15 protein-coding genes are annotated in these 17,151 nt (G+C 70.1%); all 15 read right to left on the reverse strand.

What is annotated here, in order from left to right:
* Positions 1–111: 111 nt before the first annotated feature.
* Entirely contained in the window at positions 112–1,224 is a 1,113-nt protein-coding gene (gene bchI / locus HW577_RS05130) for a magnesium chelatase ATPase subunit I (RefSeq protein WP_198374993.1), read from the reverse strand.
* The gene (hemA, locus tag HW577_RS05135; RefSeq protein ID WP_198374994.1) at positions 1,224–2,438 is read right to left on the reverse strand and encodes a 5-aminolevulinate synthase; all 1,215 of its coding nucleotides are present in this window, start codon (positions 2,436–2,438) and stop codon (positions 1,224–1,226) included. Before hemA ends, bchI begins: the two co-directional genes overlap by 1 nt.
* Positions 2,439–2,547: 109 nt before the next feature.
* On the reverse strand, positions 2,548–3,618 hold the full coding sequence (gene puhE, locus HW577_RS05140) for a putative photosynthetic complex assembly protein PuhE (protein WP_198374995.1): 1,071 nt from the start codon (positions 3,616–3,618) through the stop codon (positions 2,548–2,550).
* Between the two features lie 25 nt (positions 3,619–3,643).
* Positions 3,644–4,744 (reverse strand): magnesium-protoporphyrin IX monomethyl ester (oxidative) cyclase, encoded by a 1,101-nt coding sequence (acsF, locus tag HW577_RS05145; RefSeq protein WP_198374996.1) that lies wholly within the window; start codon positions 4,742–4,744, stop codon positions 3,644–3,646.
* Positions 4,744–5,064 (reverse strand): hypothetical protein, encoded by a 321-nt coding sequence (locus tag HW577_RS05150; protein ID WP_232474689.1) that lies wholly within the window; start codon positions 5,062–5,064, stop codon positions 4,744–4,746. The genes acsF and HW577_RS05150 overlap by 1 nt, the downstream gene beginning before the upstream one ends.
* Positions 5,061–5,516: a photosynthetic complex assembly protein PuhC gene (gene puhC, locus HW577_RS05155; RefSeq protein WP_198374997.1), complete on the reverse strand. Its 456-nt coding sequence runs from the start codon at positions 5,514–5,516 to the stop codon at positions 5,061–5,063. The genes HW577_RS05150 and puhC overlap by 4 nt, the downstream gene beginning before the upstream one ends.
* Before the next feature lie 13 nt (positions 5,517–5,529).
* Positions 5,530–6,210: a photosynthetic complex putative assembly protein PuhB gene (gene puhB / locus HW577_RS05160; protein WP_198374998.1), complete on the reverse strand. Its 681-nt coding sequence runs from the start codon at positions 6,208–6,210 to the stop codon at positions 5,530–5,532.
* Positions 6,207–6,989: a photosynthetic reaction center subunit H gene (gene puhA, locus HW577_RS05165; protein ID WP_198374999.1), complete on the reverse strand. Its 783-nt coding sequence runs from the start codon at positions 6,987–6,989 to the stop codon at positions 6,207–6,209. The genes puhB and puhA overlap by 4 nt, the downstream gene beginning before the upstream one ends.
* A 21-nt stretch (positions 6,990–7,010) precedes the next feature.
* Positions 7,011–8,441, reverse strand: coding sequence for an MFS transporter (locus tag HW577_RS05170; RefSeq protein ID WP_198375000.1), 1,431 nt, complete (start codon positions 8,439–8,441; stop codon positions 7,011–7,013).
* Positions 8,438–9,133 (reverse strand): magnesium protoporphyrin IX methyltransferase, encoded by a 696-nt coding sequence (gene bchM / locus HW577_RS05175; protein WP_198375001.1) that lies wholly within the window; start codon positions 9,131–9,133, stop codon positions 8,438–8,440. Before bchM ends, HW577_RS05170 begins: the two co-directional genes overlap by 4 nt.
* Position 9,134: 1 nt before the next feature.
* Positions 9,135–10,046: a ferredoxin:protochlorophyllide reductase (ATP-dependent) iron-sulfur ATP-binding protein gene (gene bchL / locus HW577_RS05180; protein ID WP_474100242.1), complete on the reverse strand. Its 912-nt coding sequence runs from the start codon at positions 10,044–10,046 to the stop codon at positions 9,135–9,137.
* The gene (locus tag HW577_RS05185) at positions 10,043–13,672 is read right to left on the reverse strand and encodes a magnesium chelatase subunit H (RefSeq protein WP_419956574.1); all 3,630 of its coding nucleotides are present in this window, start codon (positions 13,670–13,672) and stop codon (positions 10,043–10,045) included. The genes bchL and HW577_RS05185 overlap by 4 nt, the downstream gene beginning before the upstream one ends.
* Position 13,673: 1 nt before the next feature.
* Positions 13,674–15,191, reverse strand: a complete 1,518-nt coding sequence (gene bchB, locus HW577_RS05190; RefSeq protein ID WP_198375003.1) for a ferredoxin:protochlorophyllide reductase (ATP-dependent) subunit B — start codon at positions 15,189–15,191, stop codon at positions 13,674–13,676.
* Positions 15,192–15,195: 4 nt separating this feature from the next.
* Complete coding sequence (locus tag HW577_RS05195) at positions 15,196–16,497, reverse strand: ferredoxin:protochlorophyllide reductase (ATP-dependent) subunit N (protein WP_198375004.1); 1,302 nt, start codon at positions 16,495–16,497, stop codon at positions 15,196–15,198.
* The gene (bchF, locus tag HW577_RS05200; RefSeq protein ID WP_198375005.1) at positions 16,494–17,081 is read right to left on the reverse strand and encodes a 2-vinyl bacteriochlorophyllide hydratase; all 588 of its coding nucleotides are present in this window, start codon (positions 17,079–17,081) and stop codon (positions 16,494–16,496) included. The genes HW577_RS05195 and bchF overlap by 4 nt, the downstream gene beginning before the upstream one ends.
* Positions 17,082–17,151: the final 70 nt, after the last annotated feature.

Consider the following 17,151-nt stretch of genomic DNA (forward strand, 5'->3'; position numbering starts at 1 on the left):
CGCCGAGGCCCACCGGATCGACGGCCAGCAAGGCCGCCGCGGCGCGCTGGTCTTCCGCCACGCCCGGGTCCGGCGCCGCGCGCGGGTCGGCGCGCCCGTCGCCGGGGCTGGTCACGGCCCGAACAGTTCCGTGACCGCGCGCTCGACCCGGGTGGAGGAGGATGTCTCGTCCAGCGGGTTGCGGCGCAGCCGGTGGCGCAGCGCGGGGCTCGCGACCGCGCGGAGTTCCGCATCGCCCACCGTGTCGCGGCCTTCCAGCGCAGCGAGCGCGCGCGCGGTGCGGATCAGCGTCAACTCCCCGCGCAGCCCGTCCGTGCCGAGCGCGAGGCAGAGCGTCGCCGCGCGTTCCAGCGCCGCATCCGGCACGCTCACCTGCGACAGATGCGCGCGCGCGGCCAGGATTCGCCGGCGCAACTTCGCCTGTTCCTTCTCCCACGCCTCGCAGAAGGCGGCATGGTCGCGTTCATAGGCGTCGCGGCGGCGGATGACCTCGATGCGCGTCGGCACGTCGCCCGGCGTGCGGACCTCGACGCAAAGCCCGAAGCGGTCGAGCAGCTGCGGGCGAAGTTCCCCCTCCTCGGGGTTGCCGCTGCCCACCAGCACGAAGCGCGCGGGATGGCGGATGGAAATCCCTTCCCGCTCCACCAGGTTCTCGCCGGAGGCCGCGACGTCGAGCAGCAGGTCGACGAGATGGTCCTCGAGCAGGTTGACCTCGTCGATGTAGAGGAACCCGCGATGGGCGCGGGCGAGGAGCCCGGGCTCGAAGGCCTTCACGCCTTCGGCCAACGCACGCTCGATGTCGAGCGCACCCGCCACACGATCCTCCGTCGCGCCGAGCGGCAGGTCGACGACCGGCACCGGCACCTCGGTCGCGCGCAGCCGGCCGCGGGCGCGGCAATCGGCGCAGAGCGACGCGGCATCGCCCGGGTCGCATCCGAAGCGGCAGCCTTCCACCGCCTTCATCGGCGGCAGCAGCGCGGCAAGCGCGCGCACGGCCGTCGACTTGCCCGTGCCGCGGTCACCCAGCACCAGCACGCCGCCGACGCTCGGATCGACCGCCGCGATCAGCAGGGCGCGCAGCATCTCCTCCTGCCCCACGATGGCGGCGAAGGGATAGGGGGCGCGGGTGGCAGGCGCGGAAGGCCTGCCCGCGCGCGCCTTTGCCGGCGGCGCGGAGACGCCCTGCTCCGCCGCCGCCCGGCGCTCGCCGGGCAGCCCGTCCATCAAGCGGCCCGCCGCAGGCTGAACCGCGCCCAGACGGCTTCCAGAGCGCCGACCAGATGGTCCATGTCGGCATCCGTGTGCACGGGCGATGGCGTGATGCGCAGCCGCTCCGTCCCGCGAGGGACGGTCGGGTAGTTGATGGGCTGCACATAGACGCCGTGCTCGTCCAGAAGGATGTCGCTGATCGTCTTGCAGAGCACCGGGTCGTAGACCATCACCGGCACGATGTGGCTGTTGTTCTGCAGATGCGGCACGCCGATCGCGTCCAGCCGGCGGCGCAGGGTCGCGGCGCGTTCGTGCAGGCGCGTGCGCTCGGTGTTCGACTGGCGCAGATGCTCGATCGCCGCGCGCGCGCCGGCGGCGACCGCCGGCGGCAGCGCCGTCGAGAAGATGAAGCCCGAGGCGAAGGACCGGACGAAGTCGCACATCGCCGTGGTGCCCGCGATGTAGCCGCCGATCACGCCGAAGGCCTTGGCCAGCGTCCCCTCGATCACGGTCAGGCGGTGCGCGACGCCGTCGCGTTCCGTCACGCCGCCGCCCCGCTCGCCATAGAGGCCGACGCCATGGACCTCGTCGCAATAGGTCATGGCGCCGAACTCATCCGCCGCGTCGCAGATCTCGGCGATCGGGGCGATGTCGCCATCCATCGAATAGACGCTCTCGAAGGCCACGAGCTTCGGCGCCTTGGGGTCTAGCTCGGCCAGCACGCGCCGGAGGTCGGCCACGTCGTTGTGGCGGAACAGCCGCCGCTCGGCACGGGAATGACGCATGCCCTCGATCATCGAGGCATGGTTCATCTCGTCCGAGACGATGACGCAGCCCGGCATGCGGGAGGCGAGGGTCGAGAGCGAGGCCCAGTTAGACATGTAGCCAGAATTGAACAGCAGCGCGGATTCCGTCCCGTGCAGGTCGGCCAGCGCGCGTTCCAGCAGCACATGCTCGTGGTTCGTGCCGGAGATGTTGCGCGTGCCGCCCGCCCCCGCGCCGTAGCGGTCGAGCGCGGCATGCATCGCGGCCAGCACCTTGGGATGCTGCCCCATGCCGAGATAGTCGTTGGAGCACCAGACGGTCACTTCCCGCGTCGTGCCGCCGCCATCGTGCCGGATGGCGCGCGGATAGGCCCCGGCCCGGCGTTCGATGTCGGCGAAGACCCGGTAGCGTCCCTCGCGACGGAGACCATCGAGCTGGGCACGGAAATAGGCCTCGTAGTTCATGGCTGACCTCCCCGGGTCTGCGGGCGCGCCTTGTTGGGACGGCATGCGCGAAGGCGCGACGCGATACCGTATTGAGTCTGGGCCGGAACGGACATGTCCTTGATCTGGATCATGCCACGGCCGGCCTTAGGCAGGCTTCAAGCGCCGCTCGCAGGCGCGCGAGGTCGCGCGTGGTGCCGACGGCGACGACGCGCGGCGCCTGGTTGCCGGCAACCATCACCGGCATCAACCGCGCCCGCCCTTCCGCAAGGTCGAACTGCACCCAGCCGGTGGCAGACCGGAGCGTTCCGCGCAGGGTCTCCACTTGGCCATAGACGCCTTCGGTGACGTCCTGGAGAAGGCGGTTCAACCGGTCCGCGTCGCAGGGAGCGGACAGGCCCGACTCCCAGGCCGCCATGCGCGGCGGCGGGGCTTGCGTGCCGGCGCGACGTTCCATCGCCCAGCGCCAGAGCGCCTCGATCGGCAGCGGCATCATCAGGAACCAGTGTTCCAGCACCGCGAGCGCGGCCAGCGTGCCGAGCAGGCTTGCCGCCGTCACCTGGAAGGGCGTCGCACCCGGCAGCAGCGCGTGGTGGAACAACCACGCGCAGAACAGGGTCGAGCCCATGACGGAGAATGGAAACAGCAGGTTCATCGGCCGGGTGCGGAAATAGGAACCGAGGTAGCGGAGATGGTCCGGGAGGAAGACCTCGCCAGTGTTCCGCGCGCCCAGGAAAATGTTCAGCTTGGTCGATTGCCGCATGACCCAGAGGATCATGAAGGTCCAGGCGCCGACCTGGTTCTCGGCGCCGTAGCTCATGCCAAGGATCAGTCCCGCGCCGGTCAGGATGGCGATCTCATGCCAGAGGATGGTGCCGAGCGCCGCCATCACGCGGGGAAAGCCCACGAGCCCCGGCGGGCAGGGCAGCCGCCGGGGGCCCGTGACGAAGCCGGTCAGGAAGGCGAGTTCAATCCAGCCCCAGACCGCGAGCCCGCAGAGGAAACCGAGGTAGGCGCCGGCGACGGAGGTGTCCTCGGCCACCGCACCCAGCCCGTAGAGCGCGAGGGCAAGCAGCACCGTCGCCCCCGCCATGCTGCGCCCGAAGGTGTCGCGCCGCAGCCCATCCAGCAGCAGGATCAGCCCGGTCGAGAACCACCAGACGAAGATCGTCACCAGTGCGGGGATGCCGATCTCGGCCATGGTGCGTCTCCCGCCCTCCCCTTGCCTACCAGGCCGGCGCCAGGCGGGCGTCGGCCGGCAGGTCGTGCCGGCGCGGCCGCCGCACCAGGGCGCGGACGAAGGTGAAGGCCGCCGCGGCGGACAGGCCCGCACGCTTCAGCGCACCACCGACGCCGCCCTGCGCCTTCGCCGCTGCGATCGCCTCGGACAGGGCGTTCAGCCGCTCCATGTCGCGCAGGAACCCCGGATGATCGATGTCGATCGTCGCGGGGAAGACCTGCCGGCAGATCTCCTCGGTGATGCGGAAGACGCGCATGTCGTAGTCCGTGGGCGTCATGCCGAGCGCCTTGTGGAATTCCGGCCGCGCATGGTCGCGCACATACATCGTCGCGAAGACCGCAAGCTGGAAGAAGCGGCACCACCAGAGATTGATGCCCTGCAGCAGGTGCGGATTGGCCCGCATCAGCAAGGCGAAGGCTTCCCCGTGGCGGAACTCGTCGTTGCACCACTTCTCAAACCACTGGAAGATCGGGTGGAAGCGCAGTTCCGGGTGCCGCTCGAACTGGCGGAAGATCGTGATGTAGCGCGCGTAGCCGATCTTCTCGCTGAGGTAGGTGGCGTAGAAGATGAATTTCGGCTGGAAGTAGTGGTACTTCTTCGCCCGCGTCAGGAAGCCGAGATCGACGCCGACCCCGATGTCCTTGAGGCTGTCGTTGATGAAGCCGGCATGACGGCTTTCATCACGCGCCATGACGGAGAACAGTTCCTTCATGTCCGGGTTCGTCACGCGCTTCTTGATCTCGGCATAGAGCACGCAGCCGGAGAATTCCGCCGTGACACTGCTCACCAGGAACTCGACCAGCTCCTTGCGCAGGCCTTCAGGCAGGCTGTCGAGGTCGAACTTGTCGAAATCCTCGTTGCGGACGAAGTGGCCCTTGTTCGGGTCGGCGCGGAACTCGTCCATCAGCCGGTCCCACTGGGCGCGCAGAGGCTCCACATCCACCTTGTCCATCGCAGCGAAGTCGGTGGTGTAGAAGCGTGGGCTAAGGACCGTCTCGGTCAGCGCCATGCGCGTGGCCTCGGCCGAGGCGCCCTGCTTGGTGGCGATCAGCCCCTCATCGGGGCCGCCGAGCACGAGCGCTTCCATCACGCGGCCTCCTTCGCTTCAAAGCCGCAATGATAGAGCTCGGTGAGCTCGAAGATCGCCACCCATTGCGTCCAGAAGCGCGTCAGCGGACCGGCGCGATAGACGGTCGCGCGCGTCTCGAAACTCATCTTCTCGCCAAAGGCGACGTGGTCGGGGGTGCCATGCACCACCACCCGGTCGCCCGGGCGCAACTCGACGCCTTCCGGCACGGCATAGGCGTGGAAACTGTCGAAGCTGCGCTCGATCTCCACGGTGCAGGGCACGTCGAGCGTCCGCCCTCCGCCCAGCCAGGCCGGCCAGGCCATCCCTTCCTTGCTCATTCTCTTTTCTCCCCGATTGGCAGGAGGCGCGCGAAGGCCTCCGCTTGCGTCTGGCCGAAGGCCAGAAGGTCGAGACGCCGGCCTGTCGCCGTGTCGTCCAACGTCAGGCGCCCATCGCCCCAGGCGATCAGGCGGAACGGAACCTGCGGGCCGAGGTCGCGGGCGCGCCGCTCGCGCGCCAGGCCGCGCAGCGTCCCGCGCACGAAGCCGTCCTCGCCAGGTGCTACGACCAGGACCACGCCGCCCGTGGCGGCATCGGTCAAGACCACGGCGCCGTCGTCGCGGTCGGTGGCGTGGAAGGCGCGCTCGGCGCGCACCGCGTCAGCCACGATCGCCGGCGCGCGGTTCGGCGCGACCGGCATAGCGACAAGCCCCACGACCGCCGCCATGCCGATGCCTATGGCGAGCGCCTGGCCACGGGTGAGAATCTCGGAGCGGATCGCGCGGGGCATGGTCGTCATTTCCTCAGGCCATCGCCTCGGCGCCGGCGCTGCCGCGCCTTCGGTCCTCGGCGGCATCGGGGATCGGGGTGACAGGCAGCGCGGCCGAGGCGGCCAGCGCGCGGCCGAGCACCTGGGCCACGGCATCCGCATCCGCGATCGCGCGCAGCATGGGCTCGGGCTTCGCCATGCGCCAGGGGCGCAGATGCGGCCAGAGCATGATCCAGGACACGCGCTGCGGCCCCTCGAGGCGGAGCGCGATGTCGCCCGTCCCGTCCGCGCGCCGAGTCAGCGACGCGCCTTCGATCAGCGCGAAGGGCAGGTTGATCGTCACCGGCAGCGCGACGCCGACCCGCATCACGATCCGCCGGTTGGTGATGGAATAGACGGCGCAGCGCGCCGCCCCCCAGGCATAGAGATAGAGGAAGCCAAGCGGCGCGGCGCCGATGAGCAGCATGAGCGCGCCACCGGCGACCACATCCGCCGTGCTTCCGCCATCGGCCGAGATACCCGCCCCGCGCCAAAGCGCGAGCAGGAAGAAGTAGAGTGCGATGCCCCGGACATGCATCGCCCCGCGCGCCAGCGCCCGCCAGCCGGGGCTGCCCTGCCACAACAGCGTCTCCCCTTCCGGCAGGTGGCCCGGCAGGCCGGGCACGGGCTCGAGCCCGTGCTCGGTGATGACGGGGCGTGGCGCGCGGCCGCTCACAGCAGCGGCTCGCTACGCTCGGGCGTGGCGTGCAGGTGCCCGCCGCCGAAGTAGCCGCTGACCATGTCCTCCTCCAGCAGCGTCACCTGCTCAGGGTGCTTGATGCCAGGCGCGGCAGCGAGCTGTGCGGCGGTGACGGACTTCACCCGTACCTCGCCCTCGTCATTCACGGTCGCGAGGAACATCGGAACCAGCACGCGCCGGCCGCCGGGCACCTCGACCTCGAGGTAGCGGAGCAGCACCTCGGAGCGATCGACCCACAGGTCCACCACGGTGCCGGCAGTCTCGCCGTCCAGCGTCGTCACGCTCTTGCCGCGCGGGTCGGGATCCTCCTCGGGGATCGTCCAGCCCGGCGCTGCGCGCAGCGGAATGATCTTCGGCAGGTTGTCGTCGAAGGCGAGGTCCGGCGTATCCGCGCGCATGGCGTAGGAGGCGGCGCCGATGCCGTCCTTCATCGGGTCGCCCTTCGGATCGAAGGGGGAGCCGTTGTAGGGGTTCTCGACGATCAGACCGGTGACGTCACGCTCGGGGTTCTGGCCCTGAGTCACGGTCGCGCCGTGCGGATAGTGCAGCAGGAACACCTTCGGCTTCGGCGTTTCCGGGAAGCCGTGGATCGTGCCGAAATTCGGCCGGTCCGACCGGTCGGAGACCAGCGGATAGCCTTCGCGCTTGCCCTCGCGGTGCAGCCAGAACACCAGGAAGGTGAAGAAGGCGAAGAAGATGTAGAGCGATAGGGCCGCCAGGTCGAGAAACACCGGCGTGGTTGGTGGCGTGGGCATTCTGGCCTCCGCTTACAGGGGTCAAACGGATGCCGGATCGGCGACGCCGGTCCGGGTGGTCGTACGCAGCCCCGGCCGGGCGATGAGCGGCCCGACCGTGGCAATGGCGATGAACAGGATGGCGATCTCCGCCATGTAGACGGCGGCGTAGCCCGTGACGGGGCCTTCCAGCCCGGTCCCGAGATATCCGGCGGCTGCCGCCGCGCTCACGGCATCCCGCGCGACGCCGCCGAGCGCGATGGCCGCGCCGGCGCAGGTCGCCTGGACCGCGCCCCAAAGCCCCAGCGCAAGGCCGGTCTTGTCCGACGGCGCGGCCCGCATGCAGGAGGTGAGCGTCGCATGCGCGAACAGTCCGCCGCCTAGGCCGATCACGGCCGAGCCCGCGACATACGCGAAGACGGAGGCGAGCGGCGCGGCCAGGATCACGAGGCTGAACCCCGCGACGCCGACCAGGGCGCCATAGCCGATGATCCGCGCCGCATCGCGCCCGGCCGAGAGCCACCTTGCCGCGAGGATGAAGCCGATCACGCCACCGCCGGCAAGCAGCGCCGTCAGCCCGGTCGTCGCACCCACGCCGAGGCCGAGCACCTGGCCGCCATAGGGTTCGAGCAACACGTCCTGCATCGCGAAGCCCGCGGTGCCGAGGCCCACCACGACGAGGCGCCGGGTCCATGGGCCCTGGCGGCGCAACTGGCGGAAGCTCTCGAGGAAGCCCGGATCGCCCTTGCCGCGGCCCTGGGTGCGGGAGGGATCGAGCGCCTCCTGCTTCCACACTGCGATGAAGTTCAGGACCAGCGTCGCCGCGGCCACGCCCTGGATGATCTGGATCAGGCGGATCTGGTTGAATTCGGCGAGCAGCAGCCCGAAGACCGCGGCCGACACGACCATACCCGCCAGCAGCATCATCGACAGCAGCGCGACGACATTGGGCTGGGCGCGCTCCTCGACGAGGTCGGTCGCCAGCGCGAGACCCACCGTCTGCGTCGTGTGCAGCCCCGCGCCCACCATCAGGAAGGCGATCGCCGCCGAAAGCTGCGCAACCCAGGCCGGCGCCCAGGTGTCACCCGACAGGATCAGCAGCGCGAAGGGCATCATCGCAAGCCCGCCGAACTGGATGACGCTGCCGAGCCAGAAATACGGCACCCGCCGCCAGCCCAGCACCGAGCGATAGGTGTCCGACCGGAAGCCGATCAGCGCCCGCAGCGGCGCGAAGACCAGCGGCAGCGCCACCATCAGCGCGACGAGGGACGCCGGCACGCCGAGCTCGACGATCATCACGCGGTTCAGCGTGCCGATCAGCAGCACCGTCGACATGCCGCAGGAGATCTGGAACAGCGAAAGGCGGAACAGGCGCGACCACGGCAGAGCGCCCGTCTGCTCGTCGGCGAAGGGCAGCAGGTCGTGGCCGACCTTCGTCCAGACGCGGGCGATACGGGCGTTCAGGCCGATCATCGCGCGGCAAGCTCCATGCCCTGCGACGTGTAGAAACCGCTCGCGACGCGCTTCGTGTGGCCGACCGCGAAGCCGGAAAGACCCACCTCGTGAGCGATCAGGCGACGCAGCGCGGCTTCCGCAACCGGCTCGATCGCCGGAGCGCGGTTGCCGCGCGGGAAGGCGCGCCCCACCACATGCATCGCGGCCAGCAGCGGCGTTCGCGGCGCGAAGGTGAAGATCAGCGAATGGCGCGTGCGCGCGGCAAGCCCGGCCAGCGCCTTCACCACATCCGCCGCGCGATAGTGGATCAGGCTGTCCATGGCGACCACATGGTCGAAGGCGCCGAAAGCCGGGTCGAGCATGTCGCCGACCTCGAAGCGAATGCGCGAGGCCGCGGCACCGGCCCGGTCCCGCGCCACCTCGACCAGGGAGCGCGAAACGTCGATCGCGACCACCTCGGCCCCGCGCGACGCGGCCTCGACGGCCAGAGCACCCGTGCCGCAGCCCGCATCGAGCAGCCGCAGCCCCGTCATGTCCGCCGGCAGCCAGGAGAGCAGGTTGGCGCGCATCGCATCGCGCCCGGCGCGCACCGTCGCGCGGATGCCCGAGACCGGCGCGTCCGAGGTCAGGCGCTTCCACGCCTCGGCCGCGGTGCGGTCGAAATAGGTCTCGATCTGGCCGCGCCTCGCGGCCCAGGTGCCGGTGCTCATCTCAGTCGAATCCCAGCAGGTCGAAGATGTCGCGGTCCTTCAGCGGCTCCGCCTCGAGCGGGTCGATGCCTTTCCACAGCTGCTCGGCAAGGCGGATGTATTCCGCCTGCACGGCCTCCATCTCCGGCGTGGCTTCCATCTCGAACAGCGTCGCCTTCTTCAGGCGTGACCGGCGGATGGCGTCGAGGTCGGGGAAATGCGCGAGCGTGCGCATGCCCGTCGCCTTGTTGAACTTCTCGATCTGGTCGGTGGACGCGGAGCGGTTGGCGATCACGCCGCCCAGTCGCACCGGGTAGTTCTTTGACTTCGCCTTGATCGCCGCGACGATGCGGTTCATCGCGAAGATGCTGTCGAAGTCGTTCGCCGCGACGACCAGTCCGCGATCGGCATGCAGCAGCGGAGAGGCGAAGCCGCCGCACACCACGTCGCCGAGCACGTCGAAGATCACGACGTCGGTCTCATCGAGCAGGTGATGCTCCTTCAGCAGCTTCACCGTCTGGCCGACGACGTAGCCGCCGCAGCCCGTGCCCGCGGGCGGCCCGCCGGCCTCGACGCAGAGCACGCCGTTGTAGCCCTCGAAGACGAAGTCCTCGGTGCGCAGTTCCTCGGAATGGAACTCCACCGTCTCCAGCACGTCGATCACCGTCGGGATCAGCCGCTTGGTCAGCGTGAAGGTGCTGTCGTGCTTCGGGTCGCAGCCGATCTGCAGCACACGCCGCCCGATCTTCGAGAAGGCGACGGCGAGGTTGGAGGAGGTGGTGGACTTGCCGATGCCGCCCTTGCCGTAGACAGCGAAGACCTTCGCCGTGCCGATGCCGGCCGGCTCATCCATGTGCACCTGCACGCTGCCTTCCCCGTCGCCGCGGCGTCGGGCCATGCCGAAGGCAGGTGGCGGGTTCATCACGACGGTCATGCAGGAACCCCTTCGGTAATGCCTTCGATACGGTCTTCGAGTTCCTCGCCCGCGCGCCGCAGCGCGTCGAGCGTCTCCTCGCTCGGCTGCCAGTAGCGGCGCTCATGCGCCTCCAGCAGCCGGTTCGCGATGCGCGCGGATGCCGTCGGGTTCAGCGCGGCGAGCCGCCGGCGCATCTCCTCGTCCAGCATGTAGGTCTGCGCCAGGTGCTGGTAGACCCAGGGCGCAACCTGCCCCGTGGTGGCCGACCAGCCGAGCGTGTTGGTCACCTGCGCCTCGATGGTGCGTACGCCCTCATGCCCGTGCTGGAGCAGCGGCTCGAACCATTTCGGGTTGAGCGCACGGGTGCGGGTCTCGAGCGCCACCTGTTCGGCAACGGTGCGCACCTTGCCCTCGCCGCGCGTCTGGTCGCCGACATAGACGGCGGCATCCTGGCCGCGCGCCATGCGCACCGCGCGGCTGATGCCACCGAGCGTGTCAAAGTAGTGGTCGACCGTGGTGATGCCGAGTTCGACGGAGTCGAGATTCTGGTAGGTCACCTCGACCGTGCCGAGCACCTGGCCCAGCACCTGATCCTGACGCACGGGCCGGCCGTTCACGCCATAGGCGAAGCCCTTGCGGCGGAGGAAGGCGCCGCCGAGCTCGTCCTCCTCCTGCCAGCCGCCCTGTTCCAGCATCAGGTTCACATTGGCGCCATAGGCGCCGTCGGCATTGCCGAAGACCCGCAGCGCCGCCTGTTCCATCGTGACGCCGTGCGCGGCCTGGGCGGCGAGCGCGTGCTTGCGCACGAAGTTCATCTCGGCCGGCTCATCGGCCTCGGCCGCCATCAGCGCGGCCTCCGCCAGCAGCTTCGTCTGCATCGGGAGCAGGTCGCGGAAGATGCCGGAGAGCGTCACCATCACATCGACCCGCGGCCGGCCGAGCCGTTCGAGCGGTACCAGCTGCGCGCCGGCGAGCCGTCCGTAGGAGTCGTGCCGCGGCTCGGCTCCCATCAGCCAGAGCGCCTGCGCGATCGGCCCGCCCTCGGTCTTCAGATTGTCCGTGCCCCACAGCACGATCGCGACCGTCTCGGGCAGGCTGCCGCTGTCCGCGCGATGGCGCTCGAGCAGCCGTTCGGCCTGCTGCGCACCGTCGTGCACCGCGAAGGCGGACGGAATGCGGAACGGGTCGAAGCCGTGCAGGTTGCGCCCGGTCGGCAGGATCTCGGTATTGCGCAGCAGGTCGCCGCCCGGCGCGGGGCGGGTGAAGCCGCCATCGAGCGCGTGCAGGATCGCCGGCGTCTCGTGGTCGACCGCCATCAGCGCGTCGAGATGCACCCGCCGCTCGGGATCGGTGACGCCCGCCGCGTCCAGCATCTGGGCCCGCGCCTCGGGGCCCGGGGGCTCGCCGATGATGTGCAGCCCCTGCGGGATCAGGGAGTATTCGAGTTCGAGGAGCGCGTCGCCCAGGCGCGCGATCTCGCCCGCCGGGTCGGCCCAGACCGGTTCGGCCTGCGCGAGATCGACCTGGGACGCCTGTGCCTGGATCAGCCCCGCTAGCACGGCGCGCTGCCCATGGTCGGCATCCGGCGCCATGGTCCGCCAACGGTCGAGCGACGCCTTCAGGTCGAGCAGGCCGCGATAGAGCCCCGCATGCGCGACCGGCGGCGTGAGGTAGGAGATCAGCGTCGCCGCCGCACGTCGCTTCGCGAGCGAGCCTTCCGACGGGTTGTTCGACGCATACAGATTCACGTTCGGCAGGTCGCCGATCAGCCGGTCCGGCCAGCAGGCGCCCGACATGCCGGTCTGCTTGCCGGGCATGAATTCCAGCGCCCCGTGCATGCCGTAGTGCAGCACCGCATGGGCGCCGAAATCCTCCCGCAGGTAGCGGTAGAAGGCGGTGAAGGCGTGGGTCGGCGCGAAGTCCCGCTCGAACAGCAGGCGCATCGGGTCGCCTTCCCAGCCGAAGGCCGGCTGCACGCCGATGAAGACATTCCCCAGTTGCAGGCCATAGACGAGGATGGCCGCGCCGTCGGACTGCACGCGGCCCGGTGCGGGACCCCAGACCGCCTCGATGTCCTTCAGGTAGGGTTCCCGCCGCACATGGTCGTCGGCCGGGATGCGCGCGGCGACATTGCACGGCGCGCCGTGGCGCGCGGCATTGCCCTCCAGCACCAGGCGACGCAGCGCATCGACGCTGTCGGGCACATCGACTGTGTAGCCGCCGGCCTTCAGCGCCTTCAGCGTGCGGAACAGCGATTCGAACACCGAAAGATAGGCCGCCGTGCCCGTCGCACCAGCATTGGGCGGGAAGTTGAACAACACGACCGCGACGCGCTTGTCGGCCCGCGCGGTCCGCCGCAACGCGACCAGCTTCGCGGTCCGCGCGGCGAGCATCTCCGCCCGTTCGCGATGCGGCTGCATCTCCCCGCCGCAGGACACGCCATCGCAGCCCGGGCAGGGCGTGCCGGTGCCCTTGGCACCGCAGCGGCCGCCAAAGGTGATGGGCGCGATCGCGCCGTCCAGTTCCGGGATCGCGACCATCATGGTCGCCTCGACCGGCGTCAGGCCCCGCGCATCGCCCTGCCATTGCGCGATGGTCTGGAATTCCAGCGGATGCGCGGCGAGGTAGGGCACGTCCAGCCGCGCCAGCATCTCCTCCGCCGCATGCGCGTCGTTGTAGGCGGGGCCGCCGACCAGCGAGAAACCCGTCAGCGACACCACGGCATCGACCGTCGCGCGCCCGTCGCGCATGAAGTACTGCTCGATCGCCGGCCGCTGGTCGAGGCCCGAGGCGAAGGCCGGCACCACGGTCAGGCCGCGCGCCTCCATCGCCGCCACAACGCCATCGTAGTGGGCGGCGTTGTCGGCCAGCAGGTAGGACCGCATCACGAGCAGCCCGACCGTCCCTGCCCGCCCCTCGCGCGGCAGCGCATCCACCCGCTCGACGATCCGGCCCCTGGCACGCGGGTGATAGAGGCCAACATCCGGGTACTGCACCGGCGCGCCGACCTTCAGGCTGCCGGCCAGCGCCGCCCGCGGCCCCGCCGCGTAGCGGTTCACCAGCAGGCGGATCATGTTGCCGAGGTTCTCCTCGGTGCCCGCCAGCCAGTATTGCAGCCCGAGGAAGTAGGCGCGCACATCCTGCGCCGTGCCGGGGATGAAACGCAGCAGCTTGGGCAGTTCGCGCAGCATGCGCATCTGCCCCTTGCCCGAGGAGGCGGTTCCCTTGCCCTTCGAGCCACGCAACCGTTTGAGTAGCCCCATGATGCCGCGCGCCTCGGCCGACATGTCGAACCGACCCAGCCGCGTGAGCTTCACCACCTCCCCGGCCGAAAGGCAGCAGAGCATCGCGTCGCAATCCTGCCGCCGCGCCTGGAGCGCGGGAAGCACGGCCCGGATGTGCTCATCGAGGAAGAGCATCGTCGCGACGATGATGTCCGCCTGCGCGATGTCCGCCTTGCAGGCGGCGAGCGCGACCTCGTCCGTCGCCCATTCCTCAGCCGCGTGAACGACGAAGCGCAGGCCCGGAAGGTCGCGCGCGAGCCCCGCCGCAGCACGGTCGGCCGCGCGCGCGAGATGGCTGTCCATCGTGACGAGCACGATGTTGACCCGCGCAGCCCCGACGGCGACGCGCAGCGGTGTCACGTCAGCGGGAGAAATGCGCTTTGGCATCGTACAGTGTCTCGATCGTGATGGTGGCGAGGCCTCGTTCGGCGGCGAATTTTTCGGTGTTCCGGCGTGCCTTTCCGCGCACGAAGAAAGGGATCTTCCTCAACTCGCTCTCGGCTTCCGCCGCCCAGGTGGCGGGGCCGGACGCGACGGGTTCGGGTGGTGCCTCGGCCTTCGGCGCATGGCCGAGATGCGACGGCGCCGCACCGTCGGCGAACTCGAAATCCTCGCGGAACATGCCGAGCAGATGTTCCTCGAGCCCCATCATCAGCGGATGGACCCAGGTGTCGAAGAGCACGTTCGCGCCCTCGAACCCCATCTGCGGCGAATGGCGCGCCGGGAAGTCCTGCACATGGACCGGGGCGGAGATGACGGCGCAGGGAACGCCGAGCCGCTTGGCGATGTGGCGCTCCATCTGCGTGCCCAACACCAGTTCGGGGCGCAGCGTGGCGATCGCCTCCTCCACCTTCAGGTAGTCGTCGGTGATCAGAGCCTCGATCCCGTGCGTCTTCGCCGCCTCCCGCACCTCGCGGGCGAATTCGCGCGAATAGGTGCCCAGGCCGACGACGGCGAAGCCGAGTTCCTCGGCCGCGACCCGCGCCGCCGCGATCGCGTGCGTCGCATCGCCGAAGATGAAGACGCGCTTGCCTGTGAGGTAGGTGCTGTCGACCGAGCGCGAGTACCACGGCAGGCGGCACGCTTCCTCGGCCAGCCCCGCATCGACGCCAGCAAGGGTCGCGACCTCGCGCAGGAAGTCGCGGGTCGCCCCGACACCGATCGGAACCGTACGCGTCATCGGCATGCCGAACTGGCGCTGGAGGAAGGCGGCCGCGACGCCGGCGGTCTCCGGGTACAGCACGACGTTGAAGTCGGCTTCGGTCAGCCGCGCGAGGTCGGCGGGCGTGGCCCCTTCCGGTGCGACGACGTTGACCTCGATGCCGAGCAGCGCGAGCAGCCGCTTGACCTCGATGATGTCGTCGCGGTGGCGGAAACCGAGCGCGGTGGGCCCGAGGATGTTGGCCCTCGGCGCCGATCCTTCCGCCCGCGGACCGCGCGGCTGCGCGAAGGCTCGGACCAGGCGGTAGAACGTCTCGGCCGCGCCCCAGTTCTCCTTCTTCTGGTAGGAAGGGAGTTCCAGCGGCACGACGGGCACCGGCAGGCCGAGCGTGCGGGCGAGCCCACCGGGATCGTCCTGGATCAGTTCCGCGGTGCAGGAGGCGCCGACCAGCATCGCCTGCGGCGTGAATCGGGCATAGGCGTCGCGCGCCGCCTCCATGAACAGCTCGGCCGTGTCGCCGCCGAGGTCGCGCGCCTGGAAGGTGGTGTAGGTGACGGGCGGGCGCGCGGCGCGCCGCTCGATCATCGTGAACAGAAGGTCCGCATAGGTGTCGCCCTGCGGGGCATGCAGCACGTAGTGCACGCCCTTCATCGCGGTCGCGATTCGCATGGCTCCGACATGCGGCGGTCCCTCATAGGTCCAGACCGCGAGTTCCATGGCGCTACACCATCAGCCTGGCGCGGCGCGCGAGCGGCCGTGCAAAGAGTTCCGCAAGGTCGCCCGCCTGCTCGTAGCCCTGGATTGGCGTGAAGACGAGCTCGATCGCCCACTTCGTCGTCATGCCCTCGGCCTCGAGCGGATTGGCGAGTCCGAGCCCGCACACCGTCACATCCGGCTTCGTCGCGCGGCAGCGGTCGAGTTGCCGGTCCACATGCTGGCCTTCGGAGAGCGTGACACCCGCCGGCAGCATCGCGAGTTCCTCGGCCAGATGCTGGCGGTGCAGATACGGCGTGCCGATCTCGGTCAGGCGCATGCCGCATTCACGGGCGAGGAACCGTGCCAGCGGCACCTCCAGCTGCGAGTCGGGGAAGAAGAAGACCGAGCGGCCGGCGAGCGAATCGCGCCGCGGCGCCAGCGCTGCCTTGGCGCGCGCGATGCCCGGGGCGGTCACGGCATCGAACTTCGCGGCATCGACCCCCCAGGCCTCCGCCGACGCGCGCAGCCAGGCGGTCGTGCCCTCGGCGCCGAGCGGAAAAGGTGCAGCGAGTCGGGTCGCGCCGCGGCCTTCGAGCAGCCGCGCGGTCTCACCCAGGAAGGGCTGGGCGAGGAGGTAGCGAGTCCCCTCGCCGACCGGCGGCAGTTCGGATGCGCGGCGGGACGGCAGGAAGCGGACGGGCCCGACGCCGAGGGCGGCGAAGAGGCGCAGGAACTGGTCCTCCACCACCTCGGCCAGCGCGCCGACGACGAGCAGCGAGCGCGCACGCCCCGGCTCGGCCGGCATTTCGGGCACCAGCGCGGCGAGGCAGGCATCCTCGCCCTGGGTGAACGTCGTCTCGATGCCGCTGCCCGAGTAGTTCAGCACGCGCACGGCTGGCGAGAAGCGCTTCGACAGGCGCTGCGCGGCGCGGGAGAGGTCGAGCTTGATGACCTCCGACGGGCAGGAGCCGACAAGGAACAGCATCCGGATGTCCGGGCGCCGCTCGATCAGCCGCGTCACGACGCGGTCGAGTTCCTCGTTCGCGTCGGCCATGCCGGCCAGGTCGCGCTCGTCGATGATGGCGGTGGCGAAGCGCGGCTCGGCGAAGATCATGACGCCGGCGGCCGATTGCAGCAGATGCGCGCAGGTGCGGCTGCCGACGACGAGGAAGAAGGCGTCCTGGATCTTGCGGTGCAGCCAGACGATCCCGGTCAGGCCGCAGAAGACTTCCCGCTGGCCGCGCTCGCGCAGCACGGGCAGGTCGCCGCAGCCAGCCGTCCCACCCGTCGGGGCGGAGGCGGCCGGGCTGGCGGCAGCGGCGCTCATCCCGCCGCTCCCTGCGCCGGGTGGCCGCGGTCATGCCAGCTGGCCTCGTCGCGCCGGGCGGCGCGCAGCTTCAGCAGGAACTGCGCGGCGTTGAAGACGTACGCGGCGTAGGCGGCCAGCGCGAGCATCATCTGCGCGCGACCATCCCCGATGCCGGCCCAGATCACATAGAGATAGGCCGTGTGCAGCGCGAGGACGAGCATGCTGAACACGTCCTCCCAGAAGAAGGCAGGGGCGAAGAGCCAGCGGCCGAACACCTCCTTTTCCCAGATCGAGCCGGTGACCATGATCGCGTAGAGCACGAGCGTCTTGATCACGACGGACCAGGTGGCGACCGCCAGGCCCTCCCCCGTCAGGAGGAAGCGGGAGACCAGCCCCAGGCTGACGAGGAAGACGGCGAACTGGAGCGGTGCGAGAACGCCCTGCACGAGGGTCCAGCCGGAGGTGTCCCGGCGGCGCCGCTCCTCGGGCGAGTAGAGCGGCCGGGCCGAGCCATGCGCCCGGCGCGACCTGCCGCTGGAAGCCCCCCAGGGGGAGCAATCCAACGCGTCCAGTAAACGTGAACCGCGCTTAGAGGTTTGCATTGCTTGACTTCCCCAAGGCCGAGGCGTCGGCTGTTTCCGTGGGCCGGACCAACCGGCTCAGTGGCGTCCA

The organism is Neoroseomonas rubea (assembly GCF_016106015.1).
GTDB lineage: Bacteria > Pseudomonadota > Alphaproteobacteria > Acetobacterales > Acetobacteraceae > Neoroseomonas > Neoroseomonas rubea.

What these genes read in the sequence shown, in the direction of transcription:
- bchF (WP_198375005.1), bottom strand. Translation starts at nt 17,081, where the DNA reads ATGCAAACCTCTAAGCGCGGTTCACGTTTACTGGACGCGTTGGATTGC.
- HW577_RS05170 (WP_198375000.1), bottom strand. Translation starts at nt 8,441, where the DNA reads ATGATCGGCCTGAACGCCCGTATCGCCCGCGTCTGGACGAAGGTCGGC.
- bchM (WP_198375001.1), bottom strand. Translation starts at nt 9,133, where the DNA reads ATGAGCACCGGCACCTGGGCCGCGAGGCGCGGCCAGATCGAGACCTAT.
- HW577_RS05195 (WP_198375004.1), bottom strand. Translation starts at nt 16,497, where the DNA reads ATGAGCGCCGCTGCCGCCAGCCCGGCCGCCTCCGCCCCGACGGGTGGG.
- puhC (WP_198374997.1), bottom strand. Translation starts at nt 5,516, where the DNA reads ATGCCCCGCGCGATCCGCTCCGAGATTCTCACCCGTGGCCAGGCGCTC.
- bchB (WP_198375003.1), bottom strand. Translation starts at nt 15,191, where the DNA reads ATGGAACTCGCGGTCTGGACCTATGAGGGACCGCCGCATGTCGGAGCC.
- puhA (WP_198374999.1), bottom strand. Translation starts at nt 6,989, where the DNA reads ATGCCCACGCCACCAACCACGCCGGTGTTTCTCGACCTGGCGGCCCTA.
- bchL (WP_474100242.1), bottom strand. Translation starts at nt 10,046, where the DNA reads ATGACCGTCGTGATGAACCCGCCACCTGCCTTCGGCATGGCCCGACGC.
- acsF (WP_198374996.1), bottom strand. Translation starts at nt 4,744, where the DNA reads ATGGAAGCGCTCGTGCTCGGCGGCCCCGATGAGGGGCTGATCGCCACC.
- puhE (WP_198374995.1), bottom strand. Translation starts at nt 3,618, where the DNA reads ATGGCCGAGATCGGCATCCCCGCACTGGTGACGATCTTCGTCTGGTGG.
- hemA (WP_198374994.1), bottom strand. Translation starts at nt 2,438, where the DNA reads ATGAACTACGAGGCCTATTTCCGTGCCCAGCTCGATGGTCTCCGTCGC.
- bchI (WP_198374993.1), bottom strand. Translation starts at nt 1,224, where the DNA reads ATGGACGGGCTGCCCGGCGAGCGCCGGGCGGCGGCGGAGCAGGGCGTC.
- HW577_RS05150 (WP_232474689.1), bottom strand. Translation starts at nt 5,064, where the DNA reads ATGAGCAAGGAAGGGATGGCCTGGCCGGCCTGGCTGGGCGGAGGGCGG.